This is a genomic window from Candidatus Enterococcus moelleringii (assembly GCF_017377575.1).
In the GTDB taxonomy this organism is placed as follows: domain Bacteria; phylum Bacillota; class Bacilli; order Lactobacillales; family Enterococcaceae; genus Enterococcus_A; species Enterococcus_A moelleringii.
In genome coordinates, this window is sequence record NZ_JAFREM010000013.1 from 48,557 (window position 1) to 64,752 (window position 16,196).

The 16,196-nt window shown below is 44.9% G+C and carries 14 protein-coding genes and 1 tRNA gene; 12 read left to right on the plus strand and 3 right to left on the minus strand.

Going from position 1 to position 16,196, the window contains the following annotated elements:
* The first annotated feature begins 11 nt into the window (after positions 1 to 11).
* The 12 genes from JZO70_RS08255 to JZO70_RS08310 all read left to right on the plus strand — a co-directional run bounded on the left by JZO70_RS08255 (position 12) and on the right by JZO70_RS08310 (position 14,074).
* A complete protein-coding gene (locus JZO70_RS08255) occupies positions 12 to 887 on the plus strand; it encodes a sulfite exporter TauE/SafE family protein (protein ID WP_207673082.1) in 876 nt (291 codons plus the stop codon).
* Between the two features lie 75 nt (positions 888 to 962).
* Positions 963 to 1,841, plus strand: coding sequence for a sulfite exporter TauE/SafE family protein (locus JZO70_RS08260; RefSeq protein WP_207673083.1), 879 nt, complete (start codon positions 963 to 965; stop codon positions 1,839 to 1,841).
* Between the two features lie 134 nt (positions 1,842 to 1,975).
* Positions 1,976 to 2,998: a selenide, water dikinase SelD gene (gene selD / locus JZO70_RS08265; RefSeq protein WP_207673084.1), complete on the plus strand. Its 1,023-nt coding sequence runs from the start codon at positions 1,976 to 1,978 to the stop codon at positions 2,996 to 2,998.
* Between the two features lie 207 nt (positions 2,999 to 3,205).
* The gene (gene yedF, locus JZO70_RS08270; protein ID WP_207673085.1) at positions 3,206 to 3,802 is read left to right on the plus strand and encodes a sulfurtransferase-like selenium metabolism protein YedF; all 597 of its coding nucleotides are present in this window, start codon (positions 3,206 to 3,208) and stop codon (positions 3,800 to 3,802) included.
* Positions 3,803 to 3,813: 11 nt separating this feature from the next.
* On the plus strand, positions 3,814 to 4,080 hold the full coding sequence (locus tag JZO70_RS08275) for a putative Se/S carrier protein (RefSeq protein ID WP_207673086.1): 267 nt from the start codon (positions 3,814 to 3,816) through the stop codon (positions 4,078 to 4,080).
* Positions 4,081 to 5,982 carry a selenocysteine-specific translation elongation factor gene (gene selB / locus JZO70_RS08280; RefSeq protein ID WP_207673087.1) on the plus strand — a complete coding sequence of 634 codons (1,902 nt, stop codon included), beginning with the start codon at positions 4,081 to 4,083 and terminating at the stop codon, positions 5,980 to 5,982. It abuts the gene before it with no gap.
* Between the two features lies 1 nt (position 5,983).
* Positions 5,984 to 7,120, plus strand: coding sequence for an aminotransferase class V-fold PLP-dependent enzyme (locus JZO70_RS08285; protein WP_207673088.1), 1,137 nt, complete (start codon positions 5,984 to 5,986; stop codon positions 7,118 to 7,120).
* 7 nt (positions 7,121 to 7,127) lie between these two features.
* Positions 7,128 to 8,522, plus strand: coding sequence for an L-seryl-tRNA(Sec) selenium transferase (selA, locus tag JZO70_RS08290; RefSeq protein ID WP_207673089.1), 1,395 nt, complete (start codon positions 7,128 to 7,130; stop codon positions 8,520 to 8,522).
* Between the two features lie 290 nt (positions 8,523 to 8,812).
* Entirely contained in the window at positions 8,813 to 9,178 is a 366-nt protein-coding gene (locus JZO70_RS08295; RefSeq protein WP_207673090.1) for a YxeA family protein, read from the plus strand.
* Positions 9,178 to 9,930 (plus strand): ABC transporter ATP-binding protein, encoded by a 753-nt coding sequence (locus tag JZO70_RS08300; protein WP_207673091.1) that lies wholly within the window; start codon positions 9,178 to 9,180, stop codon positions 9,928 to 9,930. Before JZO70_RS08295 ends, JZO70_RS08300 begins: the two co-directional genes overlap by 1 nt.
* A gap of 13 nt (positions 9,931 to 9,943) precedes the next feature.
* Positions 9,944 to 11,752, plus strand: coding sequence for an ABC transporter permease (locus JZO70_RS08305; protein WP_207673092.1), 1,809 nt, complete (start codon positions 9,944 to 9,946; stop codon positions 11,750 to 11,752).
* 258 nt (positions 11,753 to 12,010) lie between these two features.
* Entirely contained in the window at positions 12,011 to 14,074 is a 2,064-nt protein-coding gene (locus JZO70_RS08310; protein ID WP_207673093.1) for an LTA synthase family protein, read from the plus strand.
* A gap of 104 nt (positions 14,075 to 14,178) precedes the next feature.
* Here JZO70_RS08310 and JZO70_RS08315 read toward each other — a convergent pair.
* The 3 genes from JZO70_RS08315 to JZO70_RS08325 all read right to left on the minus strand — a co-directional run bounded on the left by JZO70_RS08315 (position 14,179) and on the right by JZO70_RS08325 (position 16,169).
* A tRNA-Sec gene (locus tag JZO70_RS08315) sits at positions 14,179 to 14,275 on the minus strand.
* A 408-nt stretch (positions 14,276 to 14,683) separates the two neighbouring features.
* On the minus strand, positions 14,684 to 15,523 hold the full coding sequence (locus tag JZO70_RS08320) for an SHOCT domain-containing protein (RefSeq protein WP_207673094.1): 840 nt from the start codon (positions 15,521 to 15,523) through the stop codon (positions 14,684 to 14,686).
* 496 nt (positions 15,524 to 16,019) lie between these two features.
* The gene (locus tag JZO70_RS08325; protein ID WP_207673095.1) at positions 16,020 to 16,169 is read right to left on the minus strand and encodes a hypothetical protein; all 150 of its coding nucleotides are present in this window, start codon (positions 16,167 to 16,169) and stop codon (positions 16,020 to 16,022) included.
* Positions 16,170 to 16,196: the final 27 nt, after the last annotated feature.

Below are 16,196 nucleotides of genomic sequence, written 5' to 3' on the forward strand. Positions count from 1 at the left end.
GGGTAAGAATTATGGTAACAATAATTTTAGGTATATATATTGTTTTGATTCTATTGCATGCAGTGAATACGGGACGGGACTTGGTTGCTCACAAAGAAGATCTAGGTCACGGTAACTGGATTATTTCAGGGATTGTTGGTTTTATTACTGACTTCTTGGATACACTTGGTATCGGGAGTTTCGCGCCAACAGCCATGTTATTGGATTTTACCAAACAATTATCCAGTGACCGTCTATTGCCGGGAACACTGAACGTGGGACACGGTATTCCGGTATTGGTTGAAGCGTTCATCTTTACTCAGGTTGTAGATGTATCACCGGTTACATTGTTTGCTTTGGTTGGTTCGGCGACAGTTGGTGCGTTTATCGGTTCAAGATTAGTAACTGGTTTGCCAGAAAAGAAAGTTCAATTTTGGATGGGCTGGGCGTTGATCGTGACTGCGGTATTAATGTTCGCGCGTCAACAAGGCTGGATCGATATTCTAGGTGCCGACAATACGGCGACTGCCTTAACCGGTATTAAATTAGTCATTGGTGTTGTGATCAACTTCTTCTTAGGGGCGTTGATGACCATTGGTGTTGGTTTGTACGCACCATGTATGGCGATGGTTTACATGTTGGGCTTGAGTCCATTAGTAGCCTTCCCAGTAATGATGGGTTCTTGTGCCGGCTTGATGCCGATTGCCAGCTTGAACTTTGTCAAACAAGGGGATTATGCCCGTAAAGTAAGTTTGGCCATTACTATAGGTGGTATTTTAGGTGTAATTGTGGCGGCTAAATTTGTTACAGGTTTAGACTTGAATGTTCTAACATATATCATTATTCTAGTTATTATTTATACTGGTGTGACGTATATTAGAAAAAGCAGAAGGCCAGAAGCTGCATAGTGTGTTATGATTAAGACTACTTAGTCCTTCTTGTGAGGGGGACAAGTAGTCTTTTAAAAATTGGAGGAAGAGAAGATGATACAGATTGTTTTAGGTGTTTTAGTTTTATTCGCTGTGATGCATATTTTTGTTTTAGGCCGCGACTTGATCAAGCATAAGGATAATCTTGGCAGCGGTAATTGGATTGTTTCTATTCTTATTGGTTTTGTCACCGACTTTCTCGATACTTTGGGAATTGGGAGTTTTGCCCCAACAGCGATGCTTTTGGATACGACCAAGCAGTTGGAGACTGACCGTCATTTACCTGGGACGTTAAACGTAGGACATGCACTTTCTTGTTTATTAGAAGGACTTATTTTTATCACAGTAGTGAATGTTGATCCGTTAACGTTGTTCTCTTTGATCGCATCCTCGATCGTTGGATCATGGCTGGGCTCAAAGACTGTAACAAAATTACCAGAAAAAACCGTTCAATTTTGGATGGGTTGGGCGTTAATCGTCACCGCACTTCTGATGTTGGCTCGTCTACAAGGCTGGATTGATATTCTAGGAGCCGGCAATACAGCGACTGGTTTATCTGGCGGATTGTTAATTGTTGGGATTATCGGTAACGGAATTTTTGGCGCATTGATGACGATTGGTGTTGGGCTTTACGCACCATGTATGGCGATGGTTTACTTATTGGGCTTGAGTCCTTTAGTAGCTTTCCCAATTATGTCAGGTTCTTGTGGCGCCTTGATGCCGGTTGCCAGCTTGAACTTTATCAAAACTGGTGACTATTCTCGCAAAGTCAGTCTGGGGATTGCTTTAGGCGGGATCGTCGGGGTAATCATTGCCGCGAAATTTGTCACGAATTTGGATTTAACGATTCTGACATGGATCATCATTGGTGTCGTTCTTTATACTGGCTTTACTTATATTCGTAAGAGCCGTAGACCAGAAGTTGCACAATAAATAAGAAATGCTTTCATTCCAGGTGTATTTTATCCTGGGTGGAGGCTTTTTTTGAGGAACAAAAAGTTAGCCGCTTACATGGAGAAGAGCTAGTTAAACTGTTATAATAGGAAGTGCGGAGGTGTGATAGAAAAATGGATACAATCGAACAATTAATTGTCTGCGGCGGCTGCAACGCCAAGATCGGTCCCGGCAATTTAGGAGAATTATTAGCAGATTTACCGAAATCGCAAGATGAGAATTTGCTGGTGGGGTTTGATTCCACCGATGATGCAGCTGTTATTAAACTGCGGGATGATTTAGCGATTATTCAGACCTTGGATTTTTTCCCGACGATGGTGAATGATCCGTATTTATTTGGCAAAATTGCGGCAGCCAATGCCTTAAGCGATGTTTATGCGATGGGGGGCGAAGTGCTGTCTGCTTTAAATATAGTAGCCTTTCCGGAAGAAAAGGATTTGGCGATTTTGAAAGAAATTTTACGCGGGGGCGCGGAGAAAGTGCTGGAAGCCGGTGCGATTTTAGCTGGCGGTCATTCGATTCACGACCATTCGGTAAAATACGGCTTGTCAGTAACTGGCACGATCGATCCGAACCGGATTTATCAAAACAATACTTGTCAGGCGGGGGATCATTTAGTTTTGACTAAGCCGTTGGGGGTAAGTATTATCACCGTTGGTTACAGTGCTGGCGAGATTAGTGAAGCTGGTTTTGTGAAGGCGACGGATAGCATGCAGACCTTGAACAAGTACGCGATGGACATTATTCGCACCTACGAGATTCATGGTTGTACTGATGTGACTGGTTTTGGCTTGGCAGGGCATCTGGCGGAGATGCTGAATGAGCAGTTTTCGGCGGAGATTCAGTCTAAGCAGCTGCCTTATTTTGAAGAAGCGTATGCGGGGGCCAAGGAATTTATTTTGACGGCTGGCGGTCAGCGCAATCGCAATTATATGGAAGAAAAAATGAATTTTGTGGTGGATGATTTTGCGATTGAAGAATTGCTGTTTGATCCGCAAACTTCTGGCGGTCTTTTGGTAAGTGTGCCGGCAGATCAGGTGGAAGCCCTAGTGAAAGAGTTGCAAGCAGCCGGGATTCCTGCACAGGATTTTGGTGTAGTGACTGAACGTGGCAAGAAGGATATTACTGTATTTTGATGCCAGTTCTACTTTTCGCAGTATGTAAAGGTTCGAGATCCACGAAAGAATGGTAAATCAAGATTAGTAACGAGCTACTTAGTAGAATGGTATGCGAAACGAAAGTCGGACTTATTTTTCAGAGAAAAATAAGTACCCTATTATGAGATAGCTGCTAGTTCTGTTTTTGGCAGAAACTAAAAAAGAAGTAATTGGAGGAAAAGGATTATGTATAAAATCAATGCAATCGGCAAGGCTTGTCCGTTACCAGTGATTGAAACGAAAAAAGCGTTAAAAGAAAATGATGCGGTTGAGACGTTAGTAGATAATGAAATTGCTACGCAGAACTTGAAAAAAATGGCGGATCAATTGGGCTACATTTATCAAATGGAACCAATCGGTGATGATTACAAGGTGACCATCGCAAAGGGCAACCAGGATTTAGTGGAAATGGCTGATCCAGAGGTTGTTGAAGAAGTAGTGACTACAGAAGATTATATCGTGGTGGTGGATACCAATGTGATGGGTCGCGGTTCGGATGAATTGGGCAAAAATCTGTTGAAGATGTTTATCTATTCTTTGACTGAACAGGATGTTTTGCCGAAGCAAGTGATCTTCTACAACGGCGGGGTGTCGTTAGTGACGGAAGATTCAGATTCGTTAGAGGACTTGCAAATGATGGCGGATCAAGGCGTGGAAATTTATGCCTGCGGCGCTTGCTTGAATTTCTTTGAATTAACGGAAAAAGTGGCGATTGGCGAGATTACCAACATGTATCGGATTGTGGAAATGATGCGCCAAGCACCAAAAGTGGTGAAACCGTAAAGGAGTCGGCTATGCAAACCTATGGAGTAACCCTTTTTTACTCAACCCACGAAGCCATGAAAGCCGAAAAACTAGCCAAGGAAGCCCAACTGAAGGTGCGAATTATTCCGACACCGGAGAAAATTCACGCCAGTTGCGGCTTTTCTTTAAAGTTTGAGCTGGAGGAAGAAGGCCAGCTGCGGAAGCTTTTGCAGGAAGCAGAGGTTAAATCGGAAGGCTTTTATCACGTAAAGCGCGAAGGGTTGAAAACAGACTATGAACTAAGAGAGGACCTTTAAATGGCAAATATTGTAATCGGGACGGCTGGGCATATTGACCATGGCAAGACCACCTTAATTAAGGCCCTAACTGGGATCGAAACCGACACCACCAAGGAAGAAAAAAAGCGGGGCATGTCGATTAATTTAGGCTTCGCCTATTTGGATTTGCCGAATCAGCAGCGGGTCGGGATTGTGGATGTACCGGGGCATGAAAAGTTTATCAAAAATATGGTGGCTGGTTTGCCGGGGATCAATTTAGTCCTTTTGGTGATTGATGCAGCCGAAGGAATCATGCCGCAAACCAAGGAGCACATTGATATTTTAACTTTGCTGGGGATTCAGGATTTTCTGGTGGTGTTGACCAAGGTGGACACAGTTGATCCGGATCTGAAGGAATTAGTGGTGGAGGATATTCGCGAGCAGCTTTCGGATACGCCGCTGGCTGAGGTGGACATTATTGAAACCGACGCGGTGAGCGGAACCGGAATTGAAGAATTGCGGCAGGCAATCCAGGCACGTTCGGAGGAATTAACGGAAAAAAGCAGCACCGGGATGGCTCGTTTAAACATTGACCGGGTCTTTAGTGTGAAGGGCTTTGGCACGGTGATTACCGGAACCTTGCTGGATGGCACGATTCACACGGGGGACGAATTGTTTGTCTACCCTAGCGGCAAAAAAGTGCGGGTCAGAAATATTCAGGTCCACGAGCAGGATGTGGAGCAGGCCCAGGCTGGTCAGCGGACGGCACTGAATTTGGCGAATATCGGCAAAGACGAATTGGAGCGCGGTGATGTTTTAGCGGCTTCGGCGAATTTGCAGCCAACGTGGATGCTGGATGTGAAGGTAAAATGTTTGCCGGAAGTTGAGACGGGCATCGGGCTGTGGGATCGGGTGCGTTTGTTGATTGGCACTCGGGAAGTTATGGCGCGGACGGTACCGCTGGGCACGGAATGGATCGAGCCGGGAACGGAAGGCTTTTTGCAGCTGCGCTTGGAGGATCAGGTGGCGGTGAAGGAGCGGGATCATTTTATTTTGCGTTCGTATTCGCCGATGCACACGATTGCCGGCGGCGAAGTGCTGGATGCGGCGCCAACTAAGCATCGTCGTTTCAAGGTGGAAATTTTGGAAAGCTTGAAGGCCAAGGAAGCCGGCAGCATTGAAGAAATTATTCTTGATTTTATGACCAATAAAAAGCAGCCTTTTACGACGGTGAAGCAGCTTCATGAATATCTGGGTCAATCAGTGGAAGAGTTGCGGCCATTGCTGGCGGAAATGGTGGAGAACCAGCAAGTGATCGAAACCAAGTCCGGCTATTTGGCGGAAACGAGTTATCAGGCCTTGCAGGAAAAAGCGTTGACTGTGTTAAATGAATATCATAAGAAACATCGCTTGCGGCCAGGGATGCCGGCGGAAGAGTTTCGTTCCCGAATGCGGGATCAGTTGGCAGAGAAAGAATTGTCGGCCTTGATTCGCTTACTGAAAGAAAACGGGGCGATCAAGGAGCAGCAGGATAAACTGGCTGCGGCAGATTTTGAGGTGACCTTTAACAAGTACCAGCAGGCCGCCAAGGAAAAAATCGAAAAAGCCTTGGCGAAAAACGGCTATACTCCGGTGAAAAAAGAAGAGCTGTACGACTTAGATAAAAATGCCGAAGAAGTGTTGGAGGCCTTGAATGGCGACACCGTGATTTTCTTGACTCATGAGTATGTGTTGCTGGCTAAGGTTTATTGGCAAGGAGTTCAGCAGGTTCGCAAAACGATCGGGGAAAACCAGCAGATGACCTTAGGGGATTTCCGGGATATGACCAATTCCAGCCGAAAATCTTCCATGCTGATTTTGGAATACATGGACAAGCAGGAAATTACCAAACGGGTGGAAAACTATCGGGTCTTAGGAGCATCAACAGAAACGGGGGAATAGCATGAGTTTCTATTTTGATAACGGCGCGACGACGATTCACAAGCCAAAAGTGGTGGCGGAAAAAGTGGCGGAGGTGTTGAGCGCTGACAGCTACGGTAATCCTTCCCGGGGAGCACATTTGTATTCGCTGCAGGCTTATCAGGTGGTGGCCGAGGCGCGGGAGTCGCTGAAAAAACTGTTTCGAGCAACCGATAAGTATGAAGTGGCCTTTACTAATAATGCAACGGTGGCCTTGAACGAAGTTTTGAAGGGTGTGATTCAGCCGGGAGATCACGTGTTGACCACCAGCTGGGAACATAATTCGGTGCTGCGGCCTTTATATCAATTGGAGCAGGCGGGCGCAACGCTGGATTTTGTCAGCAGTGATCCTGTGACTGGGCGTTTGAATTATTTGGAATTCGAAGAAAAATTGCGTCCCGAAACGAAGGTCGTGGTCTGCAACCATGCCAGCAATGTGACGGGTAATGTGTTGGACTTGGACTGGGTGAAGGTTTTTTGTCGACGCTACGACTTATTGTTGATTTTAGATATTTCTCAAACGGCGGGGGTTTTGCCGATTGATTTAAGTGATGAGCAAATTGTGGCGGTTTGTTTTACCGGGCATAAATCGTTATATGGACCACAGGGAACCGGCGGGGTTTGTGTGCGTAAGGATGTTGATATCGAACCAGTGTTGACGGGTGGCGATGGGATGCGTTCGTTTTCCAAAACCCAGCCGAAGGAATTGCCGACTTTGCTGGAAGCTGGAACGGTGAATGTGCCGGGAATTGCTGGTCTAGGAGCGGCAGTTGATTGGGGCATGGAAAATCCTGCGTCTGGTCAAGAAGAATTAGGCCGCTATTTTGTAGAGCAGTTGAAGGAGATGCCGGATATTACTTTGTATGGTGATTTTGCGGGAGCGCGGGTCAATGTGTTTTCTTTGAATATCGCGGATGCCGATTCGGCGTTGGTGAGTGATTTATTATGGGAAGACTATGAAATTGCGACCCGCCCCGGTTATCATTGTGCCCCCTTAATGCATGAAGCCTTAGGAACCGCTGAACGGGGAACGGTTCGGTTTTCTTTTTCCCGTTTTACCACTCGAGAAGAAGTCGATCAAGTCCTGCGGGCCTTGCGGGAATTGACGGAAAGAAAGTAGGAAGACGATGGCAGAAAAAATCCAAGGACTGCTGGCGAAATTGCCGGCAGTAGATGTCCTTTTGAAACGTTCGGCGATGGAAGAATTAGTGGAGCGGTATCCCCGAGGAGCGGTGAAGGCGGCGATTCAGGAAACGCTAAGTTCGATTCGCCAAGAAGTGCTGCAGGAAAAACGCGAAGTATTGCCGGAGATGTCGGAATTGGAGCAAATGATTTCTCAGCAGCTGGTGGAGCATCAATTTTCGCTGCGGCGAGTGATTAACGGCACCGGCACGGTGATCCACACCAATTTGGGCCGTTCTTCTTTGAGCCCACGGGTGAAGCAGCAGGTGGGAGAGATTAGTTTCCATTATTCCAATTTAGAGTTCGATTTGGCGGCGGGCACGCGCGGCTCCCGCTACAGTCATTTGGTGGAGATCATCAAAGAGCTGACCGGCGCGGAAGATGTGCTGGTGGTGAACAATAATGCAGCGGCGGTGCTGTTGGTGTTGAGCACCTTGATTAAGGAGCAGGAAGTCTTAGTTTCCCGTGGTGAGCTGGTGGAAATCGGCGGTGCCTTTCGGATCCCGGATGTGGTGACCTCCAGCGGCGGAAAAATTGTGGAAGTTGGGACGACTAATAAAACCCATTTGAAGGATTATCAGCAGGCCTTAACCGAAGAAACCGGCGGAATCCTGAAGGTCCACACCAGTAATTATCGAATTGTCGGTTTTACTGAAAGTGTGGCCTTGGCGGAACTTGCGGAGCTGGCGCATCAAGCGGAGCTGCCGTTGATCAACGATTTAGGCAGCGGCTTGTTTATCGACATGCGGCAATTTGGTTTGCCTTATGAGCCGACGGTGAAAGAAGCGTTGGAGCAGGGCTGTGATGTGGTGACCTTTAGCGGCGACAAGCTGTTGGGTGGCCCGCAAGCCGGCATTATTGTTGGTAAAAAAGCTTATATTGAAAAAATGAAGCAAAACCAATTGCTGCGGGCATTGCGGATTGACAAGATGACCTTGAGTGCACTGGAAGCGACTTTTGAATTGTACTTAGATCCAGCGCAGGCGGTGAAGGAAATTCCGGTGTTGCACATGCTGTCACTGGATGAAGAAGCGTGTCGTCAGAAGGCCGAAAGTTTGGCTGCCGATTTGAAAGAAGTCGCAGGCGAGCTGTCTATAATAGTAGAAAAAGATGCCAGTGCAGTGGGGGGCGGCTCGTATCCCGAGCATTTGCTGCCGACGTATGTAGTGGCCTTGCAGTCAGATACGTTCTCGGCAGAAGAGCTGCAGCAAAAATTGCGGGAAAGCCGAGTACCGATTATTAGTCGGATCAAAAATCAGGCCAATTATTTAGATGTGCGCACGATTGATGAGGAAGAATTCCCGTTGATTGTGGCGGCCGTGAAGGCTTTGGCAGAATAAGAACATGAGACTCAAATGAAGGAGTAAAATCCTTTGTTTGGGTCTTTTTTGTGTTGAGGATGGTTGGGCGTTGTCCGGCTTCACAAACTAGCTTTGTCGACAATAAGCGAAAATATGGAGAAACTTGAGAAGCAGTTTTCCATATTTTAGTCTTATTGCTCCAAAGCTGAGCGAGTTTGCAAAGCCTTTGATATGACAAAACTGTTAGTTCCTTGTTTCCTGGTTCGATGGAGCAGACAGCGGGATCGGACTATACTTGCCTTAAAGATAAAACAAAGGAGCGAATGAAATTGAAAAAATTTTTAATCGGTTTAGTGACAGTGATTGTGATCGGCGTGGCGGGTCTGAAAATAGCAGATATCGTCGTGATGGGAGGCGACAGCTATTACGTCCAAGTAACCACTGACGGCGAAAAGGAAACGGAGCGGGATGATCAAGGGCAAACCTACACCAATTACCACTATGTGCTGCCCGGCTACAATCAAAATGGGGAAGAAAAGGACATGGAGTTTTCGGCGATGAAGGAACGGCCGTTGCGTAAGCAAGCTTTCTTAAGAATCACTTGGAACAAAAACAAAGGTGTCACTTCCTATGAAGAGGTTCAAGGAAAAGACGTACCGAAAAAAGCGCAAGAAAAACTATTGGAGGTTCACTAATGGAGACGATTGTATCAATTCAAGATGTAAAAAAAGTATACGGTAAGAAAAATGAAAAGAAGACCGAGGCGTTGAAGGGAATTTCCTTCGAGGTTGAAAAAGGCGAATTTATCGGCATCATGGGGGCATCGGGATCAGGTAAATCCACATTGCTGAATCTGCTGTCCACCTTGGATCGCCCCACAGATGGCCGGATCGAGATTAATCAAAAGGATGTGGCGAATTTAAAAGGCAATCAATTGGCAGATTTTCGCGGCAAAGAAATCGGCTTTATCTTCCAGGATTTCAACTTGTTGGAAAACTTAACCGCCGCAGAAAACATCGCAGTGCCATTGTCGCTGCAGGGTGCCAAACCGAAAGTGATCAAACAAAAGGTGCAGCAAGTAGCGCAACGTTTGTCGATTGACCATATTTTAGACAGTTATCCGTCAGCCATTTCCGGCGGACAAAAGCAACGGGTAGCAGCCGCTCGCGCGCTGGTGACTCAACCGACAATTTTGTTGGGGGATGAACCGACGGGGGCTTTGGACTCGAAAAGTGCCAAGGATTTGTTGGATACAATGGAAGAATTAAACCAACGAGATCAAGTGTCGATTTTACTAGTGACTCATGATCCCTTATCAGCCAGCTACTGCCAACGGATTCTGTTCATTAAAGATGGCGTGATTCACCAAGAAATCCAGCGGGGCGAACAGCATCGCGAAGCTTTTTATCGGGAGATTTTAAATACATTAGGCACATTGGAACAGTAGAAGGAGGTTGTGTATGTTAGTCAAGTTATCATTAACCGGCGTCAAAAGCCGTTTGCGAGATTATTTGGTGTTGTTTTCCGGCTTGGTTATGGCGGCGGCCATCTTCTACATGTTCCAATCGATGGCCAGCAACGAGACCTTTTTGGAAAGCAATTCCTTTATCTCATCGATTGTAATTATTTTCTATTTTGGCACGGTGCTGTTGTCCATCATTACTTTGGTCTATATTTTTTACGCCAATTCCTTTTTGATGGCGATGCGGCAAAAGGATTACGGCATGTTTATGATGCTGGGAGCCAAAACCGGGAAAATCGCGCAAATGATTTTTGTGGAAACCTTTTTTATCGGAATTTTAGCGACATTGTGCGGTTCGGTGCTGGGCTTGGGGTTATCTTCAGTGGTGAATCATTTACTGACCACTAAGCTGGATATTCAAGTGCAGCACTTTTCACCGGTCAACGGCAAAGCTTTCTTAGTCACCGTCATTTTCTTTGCGGTACTTTTTCTAATCGCGGCGGTGTCCAATGCTTCATCGATTGCGAAAAAGCCGCTGTTGACTTTGCTTAGGGAAAATTCAACTCCCATGCAGGTGAAGCGGCGTAAAATTGGTTTATTGTTTGAAGCGATTGTCGGCGTGATTTTGCTGGGCCTAGGTTTTGTCATGATGGATATGCTGATGACACTGCAAATTTTCGGGATCGCCGGTGCATTGGTTACGATCGTTTTAGGGACCTATTTTGTCTTCCATTCCGTGATTGTCTTTATTTTGTCGCTGCTGAAAAAAGTCGACTCGATTGCTTTGAAGCAGCTGAACAATTTTACTTTGTCTCAATTAAGTTTTCGGATGCAGGAATACACCCGCATTTTGTCGATGGTGGCAATGTTGGTGGCCTTAGCTCTGGGTGCGTTGACGGTGGGCTTAGGTTTTCGCAATGAGATTCCTAAAATGGCGGATGCGGTAGCGCCTTATGATTTGGTGTTGAATAATGCGCAAAAGATTGATCAGCAAAAGGTGGCGGCTTTGCAGCCGACGTCTGATGTGACGTATCAGTTTAAAGAAGATGCGGATCATATCTATTATGTGACCGGTGAGTTTGATCAGCAGCCGATTTCGTCGGTGGAATATCAACCGAATGGAAAAACAGCGTTGAAAAAGTATACTGGTCAAGAAATGCAAGACAACGTGACTGCGCAGGATGCGATTCGCGGCGTGGAGCTGCCGGATCAGCAGGGCAAAGAAATTCACTTGGTTTCAGCAGCCGATTTTGCTGGAATTAATTTACCGGTCGGTCAGCTGCAAGTGATTCAGGTGAAGGATTTTCAAGATCAGCTAAAACCGATTCAAGACTTAGCGAAGGAAAATGAGCAAATTAACCCTTCAGCTGTCGGAATGGAAGGCATGGGCATGTCGGGGCAAAAAGCTTCGGCCTATGAAATGTACAACATCTTCTTTTCTGGTTTGGAATTTATGGGCTTCTTCTTAGGACTGGCCTTCTTAACGATGCTGGCCAGCTGTTTGATGTTCAAAATCTTGTCCGGCGCCCACAGTGACGTGCAGCGTTACCGGATGCTAAGCAAAATCGGGACGCGTCAAGCGTTGCTGAAGCAATCAATTCGTCGGGAAATCGGCGTACTGTTTTTAGGACCGGGCTTATTAGGCATGATTCATGTGCTGTTTGGCCTGCAAATGTTCAGTGCCTTTTTAAGTGAACCGTACCATCAGCTTTGGGTGCCGTTTGGAATTTTCTTCCTGCTGTACTTCATTTATTATGTGGTGACGGTGTGGATGTATCGGCATTTAGTGTTGGAGCAGCAGGAGTAAAATCCTGCTGTTTTTCGTTATTTTATGCGGTGGCGGCGGAATTATGAAAAAAGTGAGATAAATTGTTAAAGGAATTTAAGCGATGGAGAGGTGGGAACTGTTATTTTGCTGGGTTTGGCAAAGGCTGTTGCGGGTGGTTGTCGTGATTTGAAGCGCAAAGGATAAACTTCCTAAATTATTTATCAGAAGTATCTGTTTTTTTATCAAAAGGTTTATAGTTTACAATGGAGAATTTAATAGTAGAAAGAAGTGGTTCCGATGGACCGAATAAAACGCGGGTTAACCAATCGTTGGGTGATCCTGCTGGTAGTGAGTCTCTTGTTTTGGGCCAAAACAATGCTGGCTTATCATTTAGATTTTTCATTAGGCGTGAAGGGATCGGTTCAGACCTTTATTTTATGGATCAACCCGATTGCAACGACGGCTTTGATTTTTGGGGTTTTCCTCTATATTAAAAAGCTCAAGCCAGCCTTGATTACGTTGTTTGTGCTGGATGTGCTGAATACTTTGATTTTGTATTTGAACATCATTTTCTATCGGGAGTTTACCGATTTTGTGACCATTAAGTCGGTGCTGGGCTTTTCGAAGGTTTCTGACGGGATATCCGGCAGCTCCTTTGCTTTGATGAGTGGGCATGATATTTTTTATTGGCTGGATATTTTGATATTTTTGGGTGCGTTGATCTGGCTATTTGCTAAAAAAGTGCCGCTAACTATCCGGCCGGTGAAAAAGCCGGCAGCAGTAGCGATGACGGCCTTGTCGGTGTTGTTTTTCACCGTAAATTTATCATTGAGTGAAGCCGATCGTCCTCAATTGTTGCAGCGGACCTTTGACCGTTCTTATATTGTGAAATATTTAGGGCTGGATGCTTTTACCGTTTACGATGGCATAACCACCGAAATGGCTAATAGTGTGCGGGCCCATGCCTCCAGCAATGGTCTGGATGAAGTGAAGCAATATACCGACAGTCATTATGCGGCGCCAAATCCTAATTTATTCGGCGTAGCCAAGAATAAAAACGTGATCGTGATTCATTTGGAAAGCTTCCAACAATTTTTGATTGGCATGAAGGTGGACGGGCAAGAGGTTACACCTTTCTTGAACAGCTTGTATAATGACAAGCAAACGCTGGCTTTCGATAATTTCTTCCATCAAGTCGGCCAAGGGAAAACCAGCGATGCGGAAAATATGCTGGAAACAGGTACGTTTGGTTTGCCGCAAGGATCTTTATTCACGCAACTTGGTTCTGATAATGTCTTCCAAGGAGCGCCAGCTATTTTGAACCAATCGGCTGGTTACACTAGTGCGGTTTTCCACGGAAATGTCGGCAGCTTCTGGAATCGAGATCATGTGTACAAAAATCTAGGCTATCAAAATTTCTTCGATCGTACCTACTACGATGAATCCGATGAAAGTTTGGGTTACGGGATATTGGATAAAGACATGCTGCGGGAATCCGTCGGGCATTTGGAGCATTTGCAGCAGCCATTTTATGCGAAGTTCCTAACGGTAACCAACCACACGCCTTATTATACCGATGATACGAATTTCAATTTTCCATCGTTAAATACGGGCGATAGTGTGGTGGATGACTACGTGCGGACGGCTCATTATTTGGATGAATCGCTGCAGCAGTTCTTTACTTATTTGAAGAATGCTGGGATTTATCAAAATTCGATTTTCATGATTTATGGTGATCACTTTGGGATTTCCGATACTAACAACAAAGATTTGGCCCAGGCTTTGGGCAAAGATCCGGCTACTTGGAGCAATTTCGACAACGCGCAAATGCAGCGGGTGCCAATGATGTTCCATATTCCAGGCTTTGAAAATGGCGGGATTCAACACCAATACGGTGGGGAAATTGACGCCTTGCCAACTTTGCTGCACTTGGTGGGAATTGATGACAAGAACTATATTCACTTCGGAACCGATTTGCTTTCACCGCAGCACAGTCAGGTGGTGGCCTTTAGAAATGGTGACTTTGTGACACCGCAGTATACTGAGCTGGGCGGTCAAAGCTACGACAATCAAACCGGTCAGGTGATCGATGCCAAAGAAGCAGGAATGGAAGATCAGGTGGCGCAGGATCAAAAACAAGTTAAAACCGAATTGTCCTTGTCAGATAAATTGAATCAGGAAAATCTGTTGCGCTTCTACACGCCGCAAGACTTTACGCCGGTGGATGCCAAGAAATACGATTACCACAATTTGGATGACAAGAACGTAGCCATCGAAAAAGAAAAAGGGCAAAAATCAACTAGCGTCTACTCCCAACATGGAAACCAAACAACGGCGGATTTGTACCCGACGGAGCCATAACAATAAGCAGTCCTCAGCTGGAGCTTTTGAAGTTTCGCTGAGGGCTTTTTTTTGCACAAAAAAACGATGGACTCTGGTAAAGTCCATCGCAGAATAGGCATAATTGGCGGGAATGTGTGGGAATCGAACCCACCCAAGAAGCTACTAACTCCTCATACTGGTTTTGAAGACCAGAGGGCACACCAGAACCCATCCACTCCCGAAACAAGATAATCTTATCATTCTTTCAAGCATCAGGCAACCGTTTTTATAACTAAAACCGAATATGTTTCATAGGTAAAGTTTTCCCCCTAAAATGAACGATAGCCTTCTCTAAAAAAGAGAAGGCTACCTAACTAATCAATATTCATATCTTAAAGTTTGAGGGTGTTGACTATTACTAAAAATTAACTATTTCTCGTTTAAACGATGTATTCCCAAATCCTCTAATACATCCTTGTAACCCTATAGTTACGCCAGATTGATTAAATTTCATCAAAATGAGTTAAAGTTGTCGCATAAAAATATCTTTCGTATAGATACAGTATAACATACTTTTAGGTTTGGAGGTAATTGTGGGCGATCGGCACACAATTCATATAGAATTTTTAAGCTTTTCTGAAAGTGAATTTACAGATGTTTGACGTATTCTCGCTTCTTTTCTGCAAATTCATCTTCAGAAAGAATGCCTAGATCAAACAGCTCTTTCAACTGCTTCAAACGTTCAACTGCTTCATCAGGAGTGATGCTTATTTTTTCAGCAATAGCGGCTTTATCCTCGTAATCAACAGCTTCCATCATCGGATGAAGCTGAAGGGAGAGAATTTCACTGTAATCCTCTGTGTCAGCGTGCACAGCGGCTGTCAGAATTTTTCCATCCGAAATACGAAAAAGTTTGATCGTTGCCAGCGATTTTATTTCAACATCCCGTGAAGTTTCCACTGTTTTCTGAAGGGAATCAGCATTCGTTTTGTCGTTGTTTTTTCCCAAACCGAAAAATTCGCTGATGACATTTGTTTTGTCGGTAGTATTTTTGATCGTTTTACTGGAAAAGACGGATTTATAAGCTGGCCCTTGAAAACTACGCTCAATCAAATAGTAGTATTCTGGTTTTTCAGTATCTAAAATAATCCGATTATCATTCAATTGCACCAGTAAAACCTTCCCCGGTGCATGAAGCGGACCTGCCCCAGCAGCAAGCTCTATGAAAAATCTTGAAAAAATTCCTACTTCGTTGATCGCATCTTTAGCTTCCAGCAGACTTTGGACTTCATCGTAAAAATCTCGGCCCAGGGCTTCATAACCGGCATCAATCCGTTCAATTGTCAATTTTCGGGCGGTGATAATATTTAGATTGAGTGTTTCATAAACTTTGTTATGGCAAACCTTGCAAATCTTGTTTCCGTCTGCCAATTTAATCCTATCAATAACCCGCAAAGGCAGCCCGCAGTAAAAACAAGTATTATCCATGGTTCTTCCTCCTAACTTCGTTCAATCAGTCAAGTGTCGGATCGCAAAGTCGGCTTCTTCAGGAGACATTGTCATGTTATCTTGGGATATGCAGCAGCTATAGCGTATTGATCTGCATCTATTTATCGGTAACGTCGGGTACATATGTATAAGGCTGTTAGAGTTGTGGTGATCACGTGAATGGACGGGTGAAGTAAATGACAAGAAAGTATTTGGTTCAGAAGTTCTTTTGTTAGTTTCCAGTATAACAATTTTCAGCAGGTATGAGCAACACTAGAAGATTGAACAATTTTGTCTTTTAGGAGAGGGATTCGCTGATTTTTATCATTGGAAGTGCGGGCGTGTGAATCAAAAAGGACTTAACATAAAAAACGATCGTGACAAACCGATATCTGCTATTTTCCGACTGCAATTGAGCAAAAAAAAAGGCATCTACCGTTTTTTCGAGTAGATGCCTTTACAGAGAACTGGAACCGTTCATTTAGGATGGCACTCCTTATGCGATTTTTTTCAATTCTTGTACTGCTTGTTCGATCGTTACACCGGTAGCAAATTGATCTGCATTATCTTGGTTGATAACAACGAAAACGTTCAATTCAGTATCCAGTGTTACACGATATTTTAATTCTGTGTTATAGAATGTCATATTCATTCTCCTTTCTTGGTTATAACG